This is a genomic window from Arthrobacter sp. P1_C12_2 (assembly GCF_056406415.1).
Genome location: NZ_JBFUAF010000002.1, coordinates 359,642 through 374,576 on the forward strand (window position 1 = coordinate 359,642; position 14,935 = coordinate 374,576).

Annotated in this window: 10 protein-coding genes; 6 read left to right on the forward strand and 4 right to left on the reverse strand. The window is 67.1% G+C overall.

Going from position 1 to position 14,935, the window contains the following annotated elements; genetic code table 11:
* The first annotated feature begins 30 nt into the window (after positions 1 to 30).
* Together AC1DZQ_RS04385 and AC1DZQ_RS04390 are read left to right on the forward strand one after the other, a co-directional pair.
* Positions 31 to 3,123 (forward strand): efflux RND transporter permease subunit, encoded by a 3,093-nt coding sequence (locus tag AC1DZQ_RS04385; RefSeq protein WP_476962344.1) that lies wholly within the window; start codon positions 31 to 33, stop codon positions 3,121 to 3,123.
* Positions 3,124 to 3,153: 30 nt separating this feature from the next.
* On the forward strand, positions 3,154 to 4,089 hold the full coding sequence (locus tag AC1DZQ_RS04390; RefSeq protein ID WP_476962345.1) for a hypothetical protein: 936 nt from the start codon (positions 3,154 to 3,156) through the stop codon (positions 4,087 to 4,089).
* A 106-nt stretch (positions 4,090 to 4,195) separates the two neighbouring features.
* Here AC1DZQ_RS04390 and glpK read toward each other — a convergent pair whose 3' ends face one another.
* From glpK to AC1DZQ_RS04405, 3 genes are all read right to left on the reverse strand, one after another.
* The gene (gene glpK / locus AC1DZQ_RS04395; RefSeq protein WP_476962346.1) at positions 4,196 to 5,710 is read right to left on the reverse strand and encodes a glycerol kinase GlpK; all 1,515 of its coding nucleotides are present in this window, start codon (positions 5,708 to 5,710) and stop codon (positions 4,196 to 4,198) included.
* Between the two features lie 52 nt (positions 5,711 to 5,762).
* Entirely contained in the window at positions 5,763 to 6,518 is a 756-nt protein-coding gene (locus AC1DZQ_RS04400) for an MIP/aquaporin family protein (RefSeq protein ID WP_476962347.1), read from the reverse strand.
* Positions 6,519 to 6,674: 156 nt separating this feature from the next.
* Entirely contained in the window at positions 6,675 to 8,468 is a 1,794-nt protein-coding gene (locus AC1DZQ_RS04405) for a glycerol-3-phosphate dehydrogenase/oxidase (RefSeq protein ID WP_476962348.1), read from the reverse strand.
* A gap of 111 nt (positions 8,469 to 8,579) precedes the next feature.
* Here AC1DZQ_RS04405 and AC1DZQ_RS04410 point away from each other — a divergent pair, with 111 nt between their 5' ends.
* The 4 genes from AC1DZQ_RS04410 to AC1DZQ_RS04425 all read left to right on the forward strand — a co-directional run bounded on the left by AC1DZQ_RS04410 (position 8,580) and on the right by AC1DZQ_RS04425 (position 12,521).
* Positions 8,580 to 9,542, forward strand: coding sequence for a sugar-binding transcriptional regulator (locus tag AC1DZQ_RS04410; protein WP_476962349.1), 963 nt, complete (start codon positions 8,580 to 8,582; stop codon positions 9,540 to 9,542).
* 83 nt (positions 9,543 to 9,625) lie between these two features.
* Positions 9,626 to 10,495 carry an aldo/keto reductase gene (locus AC1DZQ_RS04415; protein ID WP_476962350.1) on the forward strand — a complete coding sequence of 290 codons (870 nt, stop codon included), beginning with the start codon at positions 9,626 to 9,628 and terminating at the stop codon, positions 10,493 to 10,495.
* An 11-nt stretch (positions 10,496 to 10,506) separates the two neighbouring features.
* Positions 10,507 to 11,433: an alpha/beta fold hydrolase gene (locus tag AC1DZQ_RS04420; protein WP_476962351.1), complete on the forward strand. Its 927-nt coding sequence runs from the start codon at positions 10,507 to 10,509 to the stop codon at positions 11,431 to 11,433.
* The gene (locus AC1DZQ_RS04425; protein ID WP_476962352.1) at positions 11,430 to 12,521 is read left to right on the forward strand and encodes a glycosyltransferase family 4 protein; all 1,092 of its coding nucleotides are present in this window, start codon (positions 11,430 to 11,432) and stop codon (positions 12,519 to 12,521) included. Before AC1DZQ_RS04420 ends, AC1DZQ_RS04425 begins: the two co-directional genes overlap by 4 nt.
* 233 nt (positions 12,522 to 12,754) lie before the next feature.
* Here the strand turns inward: AC1DZQ_RS04425 and AC1DZQ_RS04430 are convergent, their stop codons facing one another.
* Complete coding sequence (locus AC1DZQ_RS04430; RefSeq protein WP_476962353.1) at positions 12,755 to 14,929, reverse strand: primosomal protein N'; 2,175 nt, start codon at positions 14,927 to 14,929, stop codon at positions 12,755 to 12,757.
* Positions 14,930 to 14,935: the final 6 nt, after the last annotated feature.

Below are 14,935 nucleotides of genomic sequence, written 5' to 3' on the forward strand. Positions count from 1 at the left end.
AGTCTGAGGTTCCGGTCGATCATCATTGCGATGGCGGCTGCCCTCATGATCGTGGGCGGCGCGCAACTCAGCAGTGCTTCGGTCGATGTTTTCCCGGAGTTTGCACCGCCCCGCGTCGAGGTCCAGACGGCATGTCTGGGACTCACTGCCTCCGAAGTTGAGGAACTAGTAACGGTTCCGATGGAGCAGGCCTTCAACGGCATGGACGGCCTGGACCAGATGCGGTCGAAGTCTGTGTCGCAGCTGTCCGCCATTGTGATGGAGTTCAAGCCCGGGACCGATCTGCTGACTGCCAGGCAACTGGTGTCGGAGCGGATGGCAACGGTCATACCGACCCTGCCTACCTGGGCCGCGCCGCCGGTGATGCTCCAGCCGCTGTCCTCCACCAGCCGTGTCATGAAGATCGGGCTGTCCTCCGAGACCCGCTCCCTGATCGAGATGTCCATGGTTTCCTACTGGAACATCCGCGCGCACCTGCTGCGGGTGCCGGGCGTCGCGAACGTGGCGATCTGGGGCGAACGCCTTCAAATGCTGCAGGTCCAGGTTGATCCGGCCAAGCTGGCAGCCAACAACGTGACGCTGGAGAACGTCATGAACTCCACGTCCGACGCCTTGGACGCCGGCCTGCTCAAGTACTCACCCGGCGCCTTGATCGGCACCGGAGGGGCGCTGGAAACGCCCAGCCAGAGCCTGACCATCAGGCACGTGCAACCCATCACGTCTCCGGCGGACCTTGCCCAGGTGCCACTGGAGGAACGTGAGGGGCTGCCTCCCCTGAAACTCGCGGACGTGGCAAACGTCGTCGAGGACCACCAGCAGCTGATCGGTGACGCGGTCATCAACGGCGGCCCCGGACTCATGCTGATTGTCGAAAAGCTGCCGTGGGGCAACACCCTCGAAGTCACCCGCGGGGTTGAGGAAGCGCTCAAGGAACTGCAGCCCGGCCTGACCGGGATCGCCGTCGACACCACCCTGTTCCGGCCCGCCTCGTTCATCGAGGAGTCCCTCGGCAACCTGAGCCTCGCGCTGCTGCTGGGCTGCTTCCTGGTGGTCCTGGTGCTGAGCGTCTTCCTGTTCCAATGGCGGACTGCACTGGTCAGCGTGACAGCGATCCCGTTGTCGCTGATGGCAGCGGCCCTGGTGCTCTATTGGACCGGGGGCACGATTAATACGATGGTGCTTGCGGGGCTGGTGATTGCCGTCGGGGTGGTGGTGGACGATGCCATCATCGACGTCGAGAACATCGTCAGACGGCTCCGGCACCACCGCGCCAGCGGCGGGGCCGAAAGTACGGCCCGCGTGGTCGTCAATGCCTCCCTGGAAGTTCGCGGCCCCATCGTCTACGCCACCCTGATTATCGTTGCCGCCACGGTGCCGATCTTCTTCCTGGACGGACTGACGGGCGCCTTCTTCCGCCCTCTGGCCACCGCCTACACCCTGGCCGTAATGGCGTCGATGCTGGTGGCCCTCACGGTCACGCCGGCCATGGCGTACATCTTCCTGCGCAATGCCAAGCTGGAAGACCGGGATCCGCCGGTGGTCCGGGTTCTCAAGCGCTGGTACGGCGCCGCCCTGCGGCCCATTGTGAAGCGGCCGCTCCCCGGCTACCTCGCGGTGGCGGCGCTCGGCGTCGTCGGAATCATAGCGGCCCCGCTCCTGGGGCAGTCGCTGTTGCCCTCGTTCAAGGAACGCGACTTCCTCATGCACTGGGTCACGCAACCGGGCACCTCCAACGCCGAGGAAGTGCGCGTGAGCCAACTGGCCTGCAGGGAGCTGATGACCATTCCAGGCGTCAACAACTGCGGGTCCCACATCGGTCAGGCCTTCGCCGCCGATGAGGTGGTGGGCGTCAACTTTGGCGAGAACTGGATCAGCGTTGACCCCTCGGTCGACTACGACAAGACCCTTGCCTCCATCCAGCAGGTCGTGGACGGGTATCCCGGCATCCACCGGGATGTCCAGACCTACCTCAAGGAACGTGTCCGCGAGGTGCTCACCGGCACGGGCTACTCGATCGTGGTCCGCGTGTACGGCGATGACCTGGACACCCTGAAGAAGCAGGCGGACAAGGTCAAGACTGCCCTTGCCGGCATCGAGGGGGCCATCGGAGCCAAGGTCGCCCTGCAGGTCAATGTTCCGCAGGTGGACGTCGAGGTGAACCTGGACGCCGCCAACCGCTACGGCTTGAAGCCCGGTGACGTCCGCCGTGCCGCGGCCACCCTGGTCTCCGGTGAGGAGGTCGGCGACGTGTACCGGGACGGTAAAGCCTACGACGTCCAGGTCTGGAGTCCACCCGCGATCCGGACCAGCGTCACAAGCATCGAGAACCTCCCCCTGGACACTCCCAGCGGACAGGTGATCCGGGTGGCCGATGTCGCCAAGATCACGGTCAAGCCCACTCCCAATGTCATTGAGCGTTCGGAAGGGTCCCGCCGACTCGATGTCAGCGCCAACGTCAAGGAAGGCGATCTCGCAAAAGTCGTCGAGAAACTCGAATCCGATCTCAAGTCGGTGGAGTTCCCCACCGGCTACAGCGCGGAGATCCTGGGCGAATACGCGGAGCGGCAGGCCGCCTCACAACGCCTTCTCCTCTTCGCGATGGGTGCCCTGGTTGTGGTGTTCCTCCTGCTCCAGGCGGCATTCCGGAGCTGGCGGCTCGCCGTGCTTGGCATCCTGACGCTGCCGGTGGCACTGGTCGGCGGGGTGATCGCCGCGCACATGAGTGGCGGAATCCTGTCCCTCGGGTCGCTGGTCGGGTTCCTGACAGTGATGGGCATCGCCGCCCGTAACGGCATCCTGCTCATCAACCACTGCCAGCATCTGGAGCAGTTCGAGGGCGTGCCGTTCGGCCGGGACCTGGTCCTGCGCGGCGCCGCCGAGCGCTTGTCACCAATCCTGATGACCACGCTCGCCACTGCACTCGCGCTGGTGCCGCTCGTGGTGATGGGCAACCGGCCCGGCCATGAGATTGAGAACCCCATGGCAGTGGTGATCCTGGGCGGGCTGGTGACTTCGACGCTGGTCAACCTGTTTATCGTTCCATCGCTCTACCTTCGGTTCGCCAAGAAAGGCCCGGCCCGTGAGCGCGGGCCCCGCGAGCCGGAACCCGTACCAGCCGCCTAGCATCAACCACCCAACTGAGAGGCCAGTCAGATGACTCCACGAACTAAGAGATTAACCGCCTACGGCTCCGCGCTGTTGCTGGTGGTGGCGTCGCTGACAGCGGCAACCGCAACAGCGGCGACGGCGGCGACCGCGCCGGCGGCCATCAGTTCCCAGGAACTGTGCGGCCCCGGCTCGGCGATCCACTTCAACCGGGCGGAGTTCCCGGCGAATCCCGTGATCGACAACAAGTGGAACCCGCTCAAGCCCGGCATGCAGTTCACCACCACGGGCGAGGTGAAGTCCGCGGACGGCAGCGTCAGCGCCCATTCGGTCGTTCACACCGTGACCGGGCTGACCAAGGTGATCAACGGCGTGAAGACCCTGGTTCTGTGGGACCGGGACTATTCAGACGGCGTTCTGGCCGAGTCTGAACTCGCCTTCTTCGCCCAGTCGAAGACGACGGGCAGCGTCTGGCTCTTCGGGGAATACCCGGAGGAGTACGAGAACGGCAAGTTGGCGGGCGCACCGAGCACCTTTATCAGCGGAATCGATAAGGCGCAGGCAGGGACCGCCATCCAGGGCAGCCCCCACCGTAACACCCCGGCTTATGTCCAGGCCTACGCACCCAGCGTGGACTTCCTGGACTGCGGCCGCGTGCTGTACAAAAACTTGCGGGTCTGCGTAAAGACGGGCTGCTACAACGATGTCATGGTGATCGATGAGTTCAACCCGCTGGAGCCGCCGAGCGCGGGCCACCAGCGCAAGTTCTACTCAGCCGGGACCGGGCTCATCAAAGTGACAGCCGTCGGCGGCGAAGACCAGGAGTTCATGGACCTCGTGAAAATCAAGAAGCTCAGCAGTGCCGAGCTCGCCAGCGTCAATGCGCAGGCCCTGAAGCAGGACAAGCGTGGTTACACGGTCAGTCCGGACGTCTACGCCAAGACGCCGCGCGCCGTCGTCGCCAACACGGGTCCCGTGTCCTGAGGACAAAGCGGAGGCGGGACAATGAAGAGCTCCGGCCAGGTTTCCCTGGCCGGAGCTCTTCATTGTCCGCCGAAACCGGTCCCGGTCAGCGGGTCAGTGTGTGCGCCTACTTGACGTCGTCGTCAACCCAGTCCATGGACTTGGTGACGGCCTTCTTCCAGAGACGCATCTGGCGTTCCCGCTCGGCCTGGTCCATCTGCGGCTCCCACCGCTTGTCCTCGGCCCAGTTGGCCGAGCACTCGCCCAGGTCCTTCCAGAATCCGACCGCCAGGCCGGCCGCGTAGGCTGCGCCCAGGGCCGTCGTCTCGACCACCTTCGGACGGATGACCGGCACGCCGAGGATGTCCGCCTGGAACTGCATGAGAGCGTCGTTGGCGACCATGCCGCCGTCGACCTTCAGCTCCGTCAGCGGCACGCCGGAATCGGCGTTGACGGCGTCCAGCACCTCACGGGTCTGGAAGGCGGTGGCCTCCAGTGCCGCGCGGGCGATGTGGGCCTTGTTCACATAGCGGGTCAGGCCCACAATGGCGCCGCGGGCGTCGGAACGCCAGTACGGCGCGAAGAGGCCGGAGAACGCCGGCACAATGTACACGCCGCCGTTGTCCTCCACCGAGGCCGCGAGGGTCTCGACCTCCGGGGCGCTGCTGATCAGGCCGAGGTTGTCCCGCAGCCACTGGATCAACGAACCGGTGACGGCGATGGAGCCCTCCAGCGCATAGTGCGGCGCCGCGTCGCCGAGCTTGTAGCCAACGGTGGTCAGCAGCCCGTTCTTGGAGTGGATAATTTCCTCGGCCGTGTTGAAGATGAGGAAGCAGCCCGTGCCGTAGGTGTTCTTGGCTTCCCCGGCATCGAACGCCGCCTGGCCGAACGTGGCCGCCTGCTGGTCACCCAGGATGCCGGCCACAGGAACCTCGCGCAGCAACTGTGAGGTGTGCACCGTGCCGTAGACCTCGGAAGAGGACTTGATGGTTGGCATCATGGAGGCCGGGACGCCGAACGCGTCCAGGATCTCCTGGTCCCAGGACAGCGTCTCAAGGTCCATGAACATGGTCCGCGAGGCGTTGGTCACGTCGGTGACGTGCACTCCGCCGTCGACCCCGCCAGTCAGGTTCCAGAGCACCCAGCAGTCGGTGTTGCCGAAGACCAGGTCACCGGCCTCCGCCTTGGCCCGGGCACCCTCGACGTTGTCCAGGATCCACTTGATCTTGGTGCCCGAGAAGTAGGTCGCCAGCGGCAGGCCCACCTTCTGCTTGAAGCGCTCCGGTCCCCCGTCCTTCGCGAGCTCGTCCACGATCGGCTGGGTGCGGGTGTCCTGCCACACGATGGCGTTGTAGATCGCCTCGCCCGTGGTCTTGTCCCACACGACCGCCGTTTCGCGCTGGTTGGTGATGCCAACGGCGGCGATGTCGTGCCGGGTCAGGTTCGCCTTGGACAGGGCCGAGCCGATCACTTCGCGGGTGTTGTTCCAGATTTCAGCAGGGTTGTGCTCCACCCAGCCAGCCTGGGGGAAGATCTGCTCGTGCTCCATCTGGCCGGAGGAGACGATGCTACCGCTGTGGTCGAACACGATGGCGCGGGTGCTGGTGGTGCCCTGGTCGATGGCAACTACGTACTGGTTCATATTGACGTCCTTGTCTGTTTAGCGTGGCAGTTGAACTGGCAGTTGGTGACTGTTAGTGAGGGATTACGGGGATGATGATCGGCACGATTGCGGCCACGAGGCCGCCGAGGCCGCCGCCAATGAGGGGGCCGACAACCGGGATCCAGGAGTAGCTCCAGTCGGAGGACCCCTTGCCCTTGATGGGGAGCAGGGCGTGCGCGATGCGCGGGCCCAGGTCACGGGCCGGGTTGATGGCGTAGCCGGTGGGACCACCGAGGGAAACACCGATGCCGACAACCAGCAGGGCGACCGCCAGCGGGCCGAGTCCGGAAGGTGTCCCGCCGAAGGTCAGGATCACGAAGACGAGGACAAAGGTGCCGATGATCTCGGTTGCCAGGTTCCACGGGTTGGAGCGGATCGCCGGGCCGGTGGAGAAGACGGCCAGCTGGCTGGCGGGCTCGTTTTCGGCGACGTCAAAGTGCTGCCGGTAGGCCAGCCACATGATGACGGCGCCCAGGAAGGCACCGGTCAGTTCACCGCCGAAGTAGGTCAGGGTCGAGGCGAAGTCGACCGGAACGCCGGGAGCGTACAACTTCTTGCCGTTGACCAACAGGCCAAAAGTCACGGCCGGGTTCAGGTGCGCACCTGAGATGGCGGCCACATAGACACCGCAGAAGACGGCAATGCCCCATCCCCAGGTCACCATCAGGAACCCGCCGTTGTTGCCCTTGGTGCTTTTGAGCGCAACGTTGGCCACCACGCCGCAACCCAGCAGGGTCAGCATGGCGGTACCGAATAATTCGGATAGGAAAACTATTCCAAGAGACATCTTTGACTCCTCTATTTTCTGTTGTCGGCCTCCGCGAGTTTGGAAGCCGTTGGGCCGGCAGCATGTTCGTGCTGCCGGCCAGCCACTGCGCCGGCCGCCGGGGCGGACCGCGCAGTGCTTGCACCCGGGCTTCCCTGCCCGGGCACGCAAGCCGTATCAGGCGACCAGGCTGTGGACCCGGACACCGTGGAACCGCTGAAGCACCTCCTGTGCGTTGCTGATTTCTGTGGCCCGGCGTGCCGCGTCCCAGCCGAGCGGGCCGGAAAGGATGTCCGCAACTTCATTCAGCAGTTCCCCGGTCACGAGGCCGCGAAAGGCCAGGGACGTGCGGCGGATGAGGACGTCCACGAGGTGCCCGATCTGCTCATGGGCGGCCATGAACTCCAGTTCGCGGGTGCTGAGCTCGCGGGTGGAATGCAGCGGCCTGTCAGGTGTTCCGGCCTGGGCCGCATCCAGGAAGCGGATGACTTCTTCGGCGCGGGTCCCGTAGCGGGTCAGCAGCCCGGTGACGCGGGCGGCGTCGCGGCCGGCGGACATGTGGGCCTTGATCCAGCGCTGGACGCCGTCCTCGCTGTCCGGGAACCCGGCGCCGCCGCCGATGGCGAGCTTCGCCGTCGAGACCTTCCGTTCTATGCCGAGTTCGGCCAGGACGTCGTTGCTCAGGTGCTCGGCCAGGGCCCGGAACGTGGTCCATTTGCCGCCGACGAGGCTGAGGACGGCCCCGCCCGCCGCCGCACGGCGTTCGATCCGGTAGTCCCGGCTGACGAATCCGGGCTGGGTGGCGTCATGTTTCGGAAGCGGGCGCACACCGGAGAACGAGTAGACGATCTGTTCCCGGTCTACCGGGATATCCGGGAACACGTGGCCGATGAGCTCAAAGAAGTAGTCGATTTCCGCCTCCGTGCAGACGGCGTCCTGGGCCATGTCGGCGTCGACGTCGGTGGTGCCGACCAGTACGCGGTCCCCCATCGGATAGATCAGCACGATCCGGCCGTCGGTGTGCTCGAAGAAGATTTCACGGCCGTTGCACGCCGCGAGCAGTTCCGGATGGTCCAGCACGATATGCGAACCTTTGGTGCCGCCCATGAACGACGACGCCGCGCCCATGGCCTCGTTGGTCAGGTCGACCCAGGCGCCGGTGGTGTTCACGATCACGTCGGCGGTGAAGTCGAACACTTCGCGGCTCAACTCGTCGCGCAGCTGGACCGTCGTGCCGGTGCCGCTGGTGCCGGTTCCGGTGGTGTCGGAGCCACCCAGCGAGGCGAGCGAGACGTAGTTGCTGGCACGGGCGTGGCTGTCCGCGCCGCCGGCTTTCTCGCCGTCCTGGAGCACATCGAGGGTGAGGCGCTCGGGGTTGTGGACGGAGGCGTCGAAGTAGGTGGCCGCGTATTTGATCCCGGGGTGCAGGCGCGGCAGCTCGGCCAGGGCGCGCTTGCGCCCGCGGAACTGGTGGCGCGGAACCGTGCCGCCGTCGCGGGAGAAGAAGTCATACAGGCTCAGGCCGAGCTTGATCAGGAACGCCCCGCGCTCGGTGTGCTTGCCCTGCTTGTGGGTCAGGAAGCGCATGGGGGCGGCCAGGACGCCGGAGAAGGTGCTGAAGATCGGGATCGTGGTCTGCAGCGGCTTGACGTAGTGCGGTGCGATCCGCAGGAGCCTGTTGCGTTCGGTCACGGACTCCTGGACGAGGCGGAACTCGCCGTTTTCGAGGTACCGGATGCCGCCGTGGATCATGTGGGAGGAGGCGCCGCTGGCGCCCTGGCAGTAGTCGCCGCGCTCAACGAGCGCCACGTCCACGCCCTGCAGCGCCAAGTCACGGAACGTGCCGACCCCGTTGATTCCGCCTCCGATGATCAGAACCTGCGCGTGCCGCCGCGTCCGCAGCTTCTGCACCGAGGCGCGATCGTTCGCCGGTGTGCCGACTGAGTACTTCTGTCCCAAAACTGCTCCCATGGGTTTGCATCTGTGCGGCACGCCCGTGGCGCGGCGCCGTTCAACACTATTCTTTGGACTAATGGAAAATGGAGTCAAGCACTATGCACAAACGTGCAGACGGGAAATTTCATGATGCATTCACGCCAGTCCGACGCCCTCCGCGCGGCCCAGCTGTATTACCTTCAGGACCTGACCATGGATGCCATTGCCCGGGAGCTCCGGACGTCCCGGTCCACGGTTTCGCGGCTGTTGTCCGCGGCGCGCGATTCGGGTCTGGTGCAGATCCAGATCCGCAGCCCGCTGGACACCGGGCCCGAACTCGAGGGCATGATCCGCGCCGAGTACAAGGTGGATGTCCACGTTGTTCCGGTGGTGGACACCCTCAATGAGGCGGAAACACTGGACCGTGTGGCCATGCAGGCCGCCCGGACTATCGGACCGCTGGTGGACTCCAACGCCATCATCGGCGTCGCATGGGGCTCCACCCTGAGCGCCGTGAGCCGGCACCTGACGCGCAAGATCACCCACGACAGCGTGATCGTCCAGCTCAACGGCGCCGGAAACATGCAGACCACCGGCATCACCTATGCCTCCGACATCATGCGGCGGTTCGGCAGCGCCTACGGAGCACGGGTGGAACAGTTTCCCGTGCCGGCCTTCTTCGACCACGCAGCGACAAAGAAGGCCATGTGGAATGAGCGCAGTGTTCAGCGGATCCTGGAACTGCAGGCCCGGATGAGCATCGCGATCTTTGGGGTCGGATCGGTCGACGCCGACTACCCCAGTCACGTCTACGCCGGCGGCTACCTCGATGAAGACGACTTGAACGTCCTGGCGAACTCCGACGTGGTGGGTGATGTTGCCACGGTGTTCTTCCGCGCTGACGGGTCCTCGGACGGCATCACGCTCAACGCGCGGTCCACCGGCCCGGACCTGGCCCAGCTCCGCCAGGTCCGGCGCCGGATCTGCGTCGTGTCCGGTGCCTCCAAAATCAACGGGCTCAGGGGAGCGCTGGCGGCAGGACTGGCCACCGACCTGATCCTGGATGAGGCCAGCGCCCGCAGGCTGGTCCGGTTCGACGGACTGGGCTGAGCGGCTGCGGCGCCGGAGCGTCCGGCGGCATCGGCGGTCCGGCGGTCCGACGCTCGCCAGCGCCAGTGGGTAAAGTCTTTGTCATGAGACTCTCCCCCCGGCTGACCCTGAACAACGGCGTATTGATCGACCGGCTGGGGTTCGGGCTGTACAAGGTTCCCCCGGCCGACGCCGCCAGCCTGGTGACCATGGCGGTCGAGACCGGGTACCGGCACTTCGACACCGCCGCCATGTATGGCAACGAGACCGGCGTTGGCAAGGGAATCGGTGCCCTGTCCGGATTTGAGGGCACGGGCGGTGGCCCCGGGGAAACCGCACCCTACGTTTCCCGTGAGGACCTATTTGTCACCACCAAGGTCTGGAATGACGACCACGGCTACGACGCCACCATGCGTGCGTTCGACGCTTCCATCTCCAACCTCGGCCTGGAATACATCGACCTCTACCTGATCCATTGGCCGTGTGCGCGCCGTGGCCTGTTCCCGGAAACGTACCGGGCCATGGAGACGCTGTACCGAGAGGGCAAGGTCYGCGCAATCGGCGTCTCCAACTTCCAGCCGCAGCACCTGGACCGGCTCCTGGAAACCGCGGAGGTGGTGCCGGCCGTGAACCAGATCGAGCTTCATCCCTGGCTGCAGCAGGATGAACTGCGGGAAAAGCACGAGGTCCTTGGCATCCGCACGGAGGCGTGGAGTCCTCTGGGCCGCGGCCAGGTCCTCAAGGACCCGGTGATCCTGGCCCTCGCGGCCGAGCACGACCGCACGCCGGCGCAGATCATCCTGCGCTGGCACCTGCAGCTGGGCAATATCGCCATCCCCAAGGCCAGCTCATCCGGGCGGATCCGTGAAAACTTCGAGGTCTTCGACTTTGAGCTGTCCCCGCTGGATATGACGGAGGTCGGCGGCCTCGAACGCGGCTTCCGGACCGGCTCCCACCCCGACAACGTCGCATAGGATTCGAACTAATGGAACAAGTGGATACCGGGTCCTCACGCGTGCCCCTGTTCAGCGGCGGACTCGACGCCCGTACCCGGGCCGCCACCGTTGAGGTTGACGGCGCCCAGGTCGCGTACTGGGTCTACGAACCCGCTGAGGTCACCCCCGAAACGCGCACCATCCTGGTGGTGCACGGGTTCCGCGGCGACCACCACGGCCTGCTCCGGGTAGCCGACCGGCTGACGGACATGCGCCTGATTATGCCGGACCTGCCGGGCTTCGGCAGCTCGGCCGCTTTCGTGGGAACCGAGCACAGCGTTCCCGCCTACGGCAGTTTCCTTGGCGGCTTCATGGCCGCGCTGGGCCTGGGCCCGGACACGGTCCTGCTGGGACATTCGTTCGGTTCGATCATCGCCAGCCATTTCGTGGCGGCCAACCCTGGTGCCGTGGCCGAACTGATCCTGGTCAATCCCATCGCCGCGCCCGCCCTCGAGGGACCCAAAGGCCTGATGACGAAGCTTGCGGTGCTCTACTACGAGGCCGCCGCGCGCCTTCCCCAGCGGCTGGGGCTGGCCCTTCTGCGCAGCCAGGCGGTTGTGCGGGTGATGAGCGTGACCATGGCCAAGACCCGGGACAAGGACATCCGGCGGTTCGTGCACGCCCAGCACAGCGCCTATTTTTCCTCCTTCGCGGACCGGGACAGCCTGCTTCAGGCCTTCAAGGCCTCGGTCGGCAGCAACGTCACCGAGGTGGCCAGCGGACTGGCGCTGCCCGTGATGCTGATCGCGGGCGAGAAGGACGAGATCGCCATGCTGGCCGACCAGCACAAACTCGCGGCGCGTCTGCCGGACGGGAGGCTGGAAGTCATTCCCGGCGTCGGGCACCTGATCCACTACGAAACCCCCGAACCCGCCGCCCGCTACATCCGAAGCTTCCTAAAGGACCACGCCGCGTGAAGATTCTCATTGATGCCCGCTTCACCCGGCTGGACCAGCACGACGGCATCAGCCGCTACGGCGCCAGCCTGATCGCGGCGACCGCCAAGATCGCCGACGTTTCGATGCTGATCAGCGACCCCCGCCAGCTCGCGCTCCTGCCCGACGTTCCGTACACCGTGATCAACAGCCCGCTGTCCCCGGCCGAGCTTTTCGTGGCGGCGAAGGTCAACAAGCTGGGCGCCGACGTCGTGGTGTGCCCCATGCAGACCATGGGCAGCTGGGGCCGGAAGTACGCCCTGGTGCTGACCCTGCACGACCTCATCTACTACGAGCACCCCACCCCGCCCGGATTCCTGCCGGCCCCCGTCCGGGTCCTGTGGCGCCTGTACCACAAGGCCTTCTGGCCGCAGCGGCTCCTGCTGAACCGGGCAGACATCGTGGCGACCATCAGCTCCACCACGGCAGCCCTGATATCGAAGTACCGGCTCACCCGGCGTCCCGTCAGAATTGTCGGCAACGCCCCCCAGCACGGCCACACCCCGCGCGACCCCGGGTCGGGGGCCGACAAGACGCTGCTCTACATGGGCTCCTTCATGCCCTACAAGAACGTGGAAACCATGGTCCGCGGCATGGCGGAGCTGCCGGACATGACCCTGCATCTGCTCAGCCGCATCACGCCGGAGCGGCGGGCCGAGCTGGAGGCCCTGGTCCCGGAGGGCGCAAACATCGTCTTCCACAACGGCGTGACCGACGCCGAGTACGAGGCCCTCCTGGCGCGCACCACCGCCCTGATCAGCCTGTCCCGGGCCGAGGGCTACGGGCTGCCGCTCGTCGAGGCAATGTCGCACGGCACTCCGGTGATCGCCAGCGACATCCCGATCTTCCGGGAAGTTGGCGATGACGCCGTCAGCTACGTGCATCCCGACTCGCCGTCGGAGTTTGCCGAGGCGGTGCGCACGCTCGAGGACCCCGCCTTGTGGAAGGCCCGTTCCCTGCGTTCCGTGGAGCGGGCCGCCGACTTCAGCTGGGACGAGTCGGCGGCCCGGCTCGTGGCCGTCGCCGAAGAGGCCGTCGCGCTCCGGAGCCGGCCTCGCAACCAGAAATAGCCGGAACGGCTGTAAGTGGCCGGCGCGGAGAACCACTCCGCACCGCACCCGCTGCGAGGCCGGGATGCCGCCGGGGCCACGAGTCTCCGAGCACCCACTTGCCACAGAGGGTCGCAATAGGAGCCTCATTCCGGCCATCTGTGGCGAATGGCCGCCAGCATGCGGGCCCGTTGTAGGGGCAGACCGCAGTGTCGGGTGGGGCCGCTCCGGCTGCCTCGGCTGCCGGCTGCCGGCTAGAGGACGTCGACGCCGTCCAGGCGCAGCTGCACCGGGTCGTCGCTGCGCCTGGCCGCGGCCGCCGCCTTGACGGCCCGCATGACGGCCGTGGCGTCCGCCGCCTGGGCGTAGGGGATGAACAGCAGGGTCCGGACTTCCTCGCCGGAATCCCGCGGCGCAGAATCCCGTGGCCCTGGGCGGCCGGCCCCCGCGGCCGACGGCAGTATGACGGGCGCGGGCCCGGCCGTCCGGAGGACTGTTCCCTGCGCCGCCAGCCGCTGCTGGATGGCATCCGTGAAATGTCCGACGGCGGTCCTGCCGCCGGTGACGGAGGCTACCCGCACGGCGGGCGGCAGCTGCAGCTCCTGCCGCAGGGCCAGTTCCCGGCTGGCGTACCCGGCGGGATCCCAGCGCAGCAGGGCGCCCACCCCGGCGGCGTCGTCAGCGGTAATGACCACCAGGCCGCCCTCGGATGCCGGCCGCACCAAGGCCGCGGCGTTGAACCAGCGGCGGACTGCGTCCTCCCCCGCCCTGAGGTTTTCACGGCGCAGCAGCGAGTCGCCGTCGAGCAGCAGGGCTGCGGCGTACCCGCCGTCGGCCACCGGTTCGGCACCGACGGTGGCCACCACCAGGGCCGCGGTCTCCGCAACGGTGGCCTTGATCTGGTCCCCGGAGGAGGTGATGACCGGTTTTCCCGGAAACGCCCGGCCCAGCTCCTCCGCCGTGCGGAGGGCTCCCGTGGCGCCGCGCCGGAGCCTGACGCCGTTACACGTACCGCAGCGCCACGCCGGGGCCGGGGACGAGCACCAGCGGCATTGCGGCACGGCGCTGCTCCCGCCCGGGCCGGCGATCGCCAGGGGCCCGCTGCAGGCGGTGCAGCGCGCAGGTTCCCGGCAGGTTTCGCACGCCAGCGAGGGGGCGTAGCCGGCACGGGCCACCTGGACCAGGACCGGACCCCGTTCCAGGGCCTCCTTGGCGGCCCGCCAGGCCGCGCCGGGGAGCCGGGCGATGCGGGCGAGCGGGTCATGTTCGAGTTCGTAGCTGTCGGCCGTGTTCAGGACGCGCGGTACCGTCCGCCGCACTACCGTCCGCTCCGCTTCCACGGCCTGCGCCCAGCCGGAAGCGACCAGCCGCTCCGTTTCGGTGCTGCGTGAATGGGCCGCGAGCAGGCACGCGGCTCCTTCCTGGCCTGCCCGGAGCAGGAGGACTTCGCGGGAGTGCGCGTACGGGGACCGTTGCTCGATATGGAGGTCGTCGCCGTCGTCCCAGCAGACCACGAGCCCGAGGTTCGGCACCGGCGCGTAGGCCGCGGACCGGGTGCCCACCGCTACCCCGGCCGCGCCGCTGAGCACCCGCAGGAAGCTGCGGTAGCGCGGCGTCTGGCCGTCGTCCGCGGTGAGCCGGGCGACGTCACCGGCAGGAAGCAGTTCCAGCAGGGCAGACTCCACGCGGTCGAGGTCCCGGTAGTCGGGCACCACCACGACGGCGCCGCGGCCGGAGATCCGGACCGCGGCCACGGCTTCAGCGATCATCCGCGGCCAGCCGGCAGCCCCGTAGCCCTGCAGGGCGGTCAGCACGGCCCGGGGCGACTCCCCCGCGGCGAGGTGGGCAAGGAACGCCGGACCGTTGTGGTACCGGGTCCAGACGCTGCCCGCGGCCGGTGACGGAAGCGACACGTCGGTCGCCAGACCGAACATCTCAGTACCGAACAGCTCGGGGTCGAGCCGGCCGTCGGGGGCGAATTCCTTTTCGAGTTTGGCCATGCGTGGCGGCACGGCCACGCGCAGGACATCGCTGACCGTTCCGGCATAGCGCGACGCGATCCGGCCGGCGAGCTCGGCCACCGCGGGGGTCAGGACCGGGACCGCAGAGAGCACCTTGTGCAGCGGTACGAGGGGGTGGCCGGCGTCGGATCCGGCCGTGCGCTCCAGCAGGTATCCGGCCAGTTCCTGCCCGTTGAACTTGACCTTGACCCGGACTCCGGGCAGGGCTTCGGCGTCGAGGGCGGCAGGAACGCTGTAGTCGAAAGGCCGGTCCAGGTGGGGCAGCGAGGATTCGATCAGCACCCGCGCCACCGGCAGGTGCGCAGCAAGGGCGGGCCCGGACGCTTCCGCGGCGGAGGCGGGAAAACCCTGGAGCAGGGACAGCTGCTGGGGTTCGCCGGGCGCGCCGCCGGCAGGACTGGGACTCACGGCTCG

Coding starts and splice junctions, on each gene's coding strand:
- glpK (WP_476962346.1), bottom strand. CDS start 5,710: ATGAACCAGTACGTAGTTGCCATCGACCAGGGCACCACCAGCACCCGC.
- AC1DZQ_RS04410 (WP_476962349.1), top strand. CDS start 8,580: ATGATGCATTCACGCCAGTCCGACGCCCTCCGCGCGGCCCAGCTGTAT.
- AC1DZQ_RS04405 (WP_476962348.1), bottom strand. CDS start 8,468: ATGGGAGCAGTTTTGGGACAGAAGTACTCAGTCGGCACACCGGCGAAC.
- AC1DZQ_RS04400 (WP_476962347.1), bottom strand. CDS start 6,518: ATGTCTCTTGGAATAGTTTTCCTATCCGAATTATTCGGTACCGCCATG.
- AC1DZQ_RS04390 (WP_476962345.1), top strand. CDS start 3,154: ATGACTCCACGAACTAAGAGATTAACCGCCTACGGCTCCGCGCTGTTG.
- AC1DZQ_RS04385 (WP_476962344.1), top strand. CDS start 31: ATGGCGGCTGCCCTCATGATCGTGGGCGGCGCGCAACTCAGCAGTGCT.
- AC1DZQ_RS04420 (WP_476962351.1), top strand. CDS start 10,507: ATGGAACAAGTGGATACCGGGTCCTCACGCGTGCCCCTGTTCAGCGGC.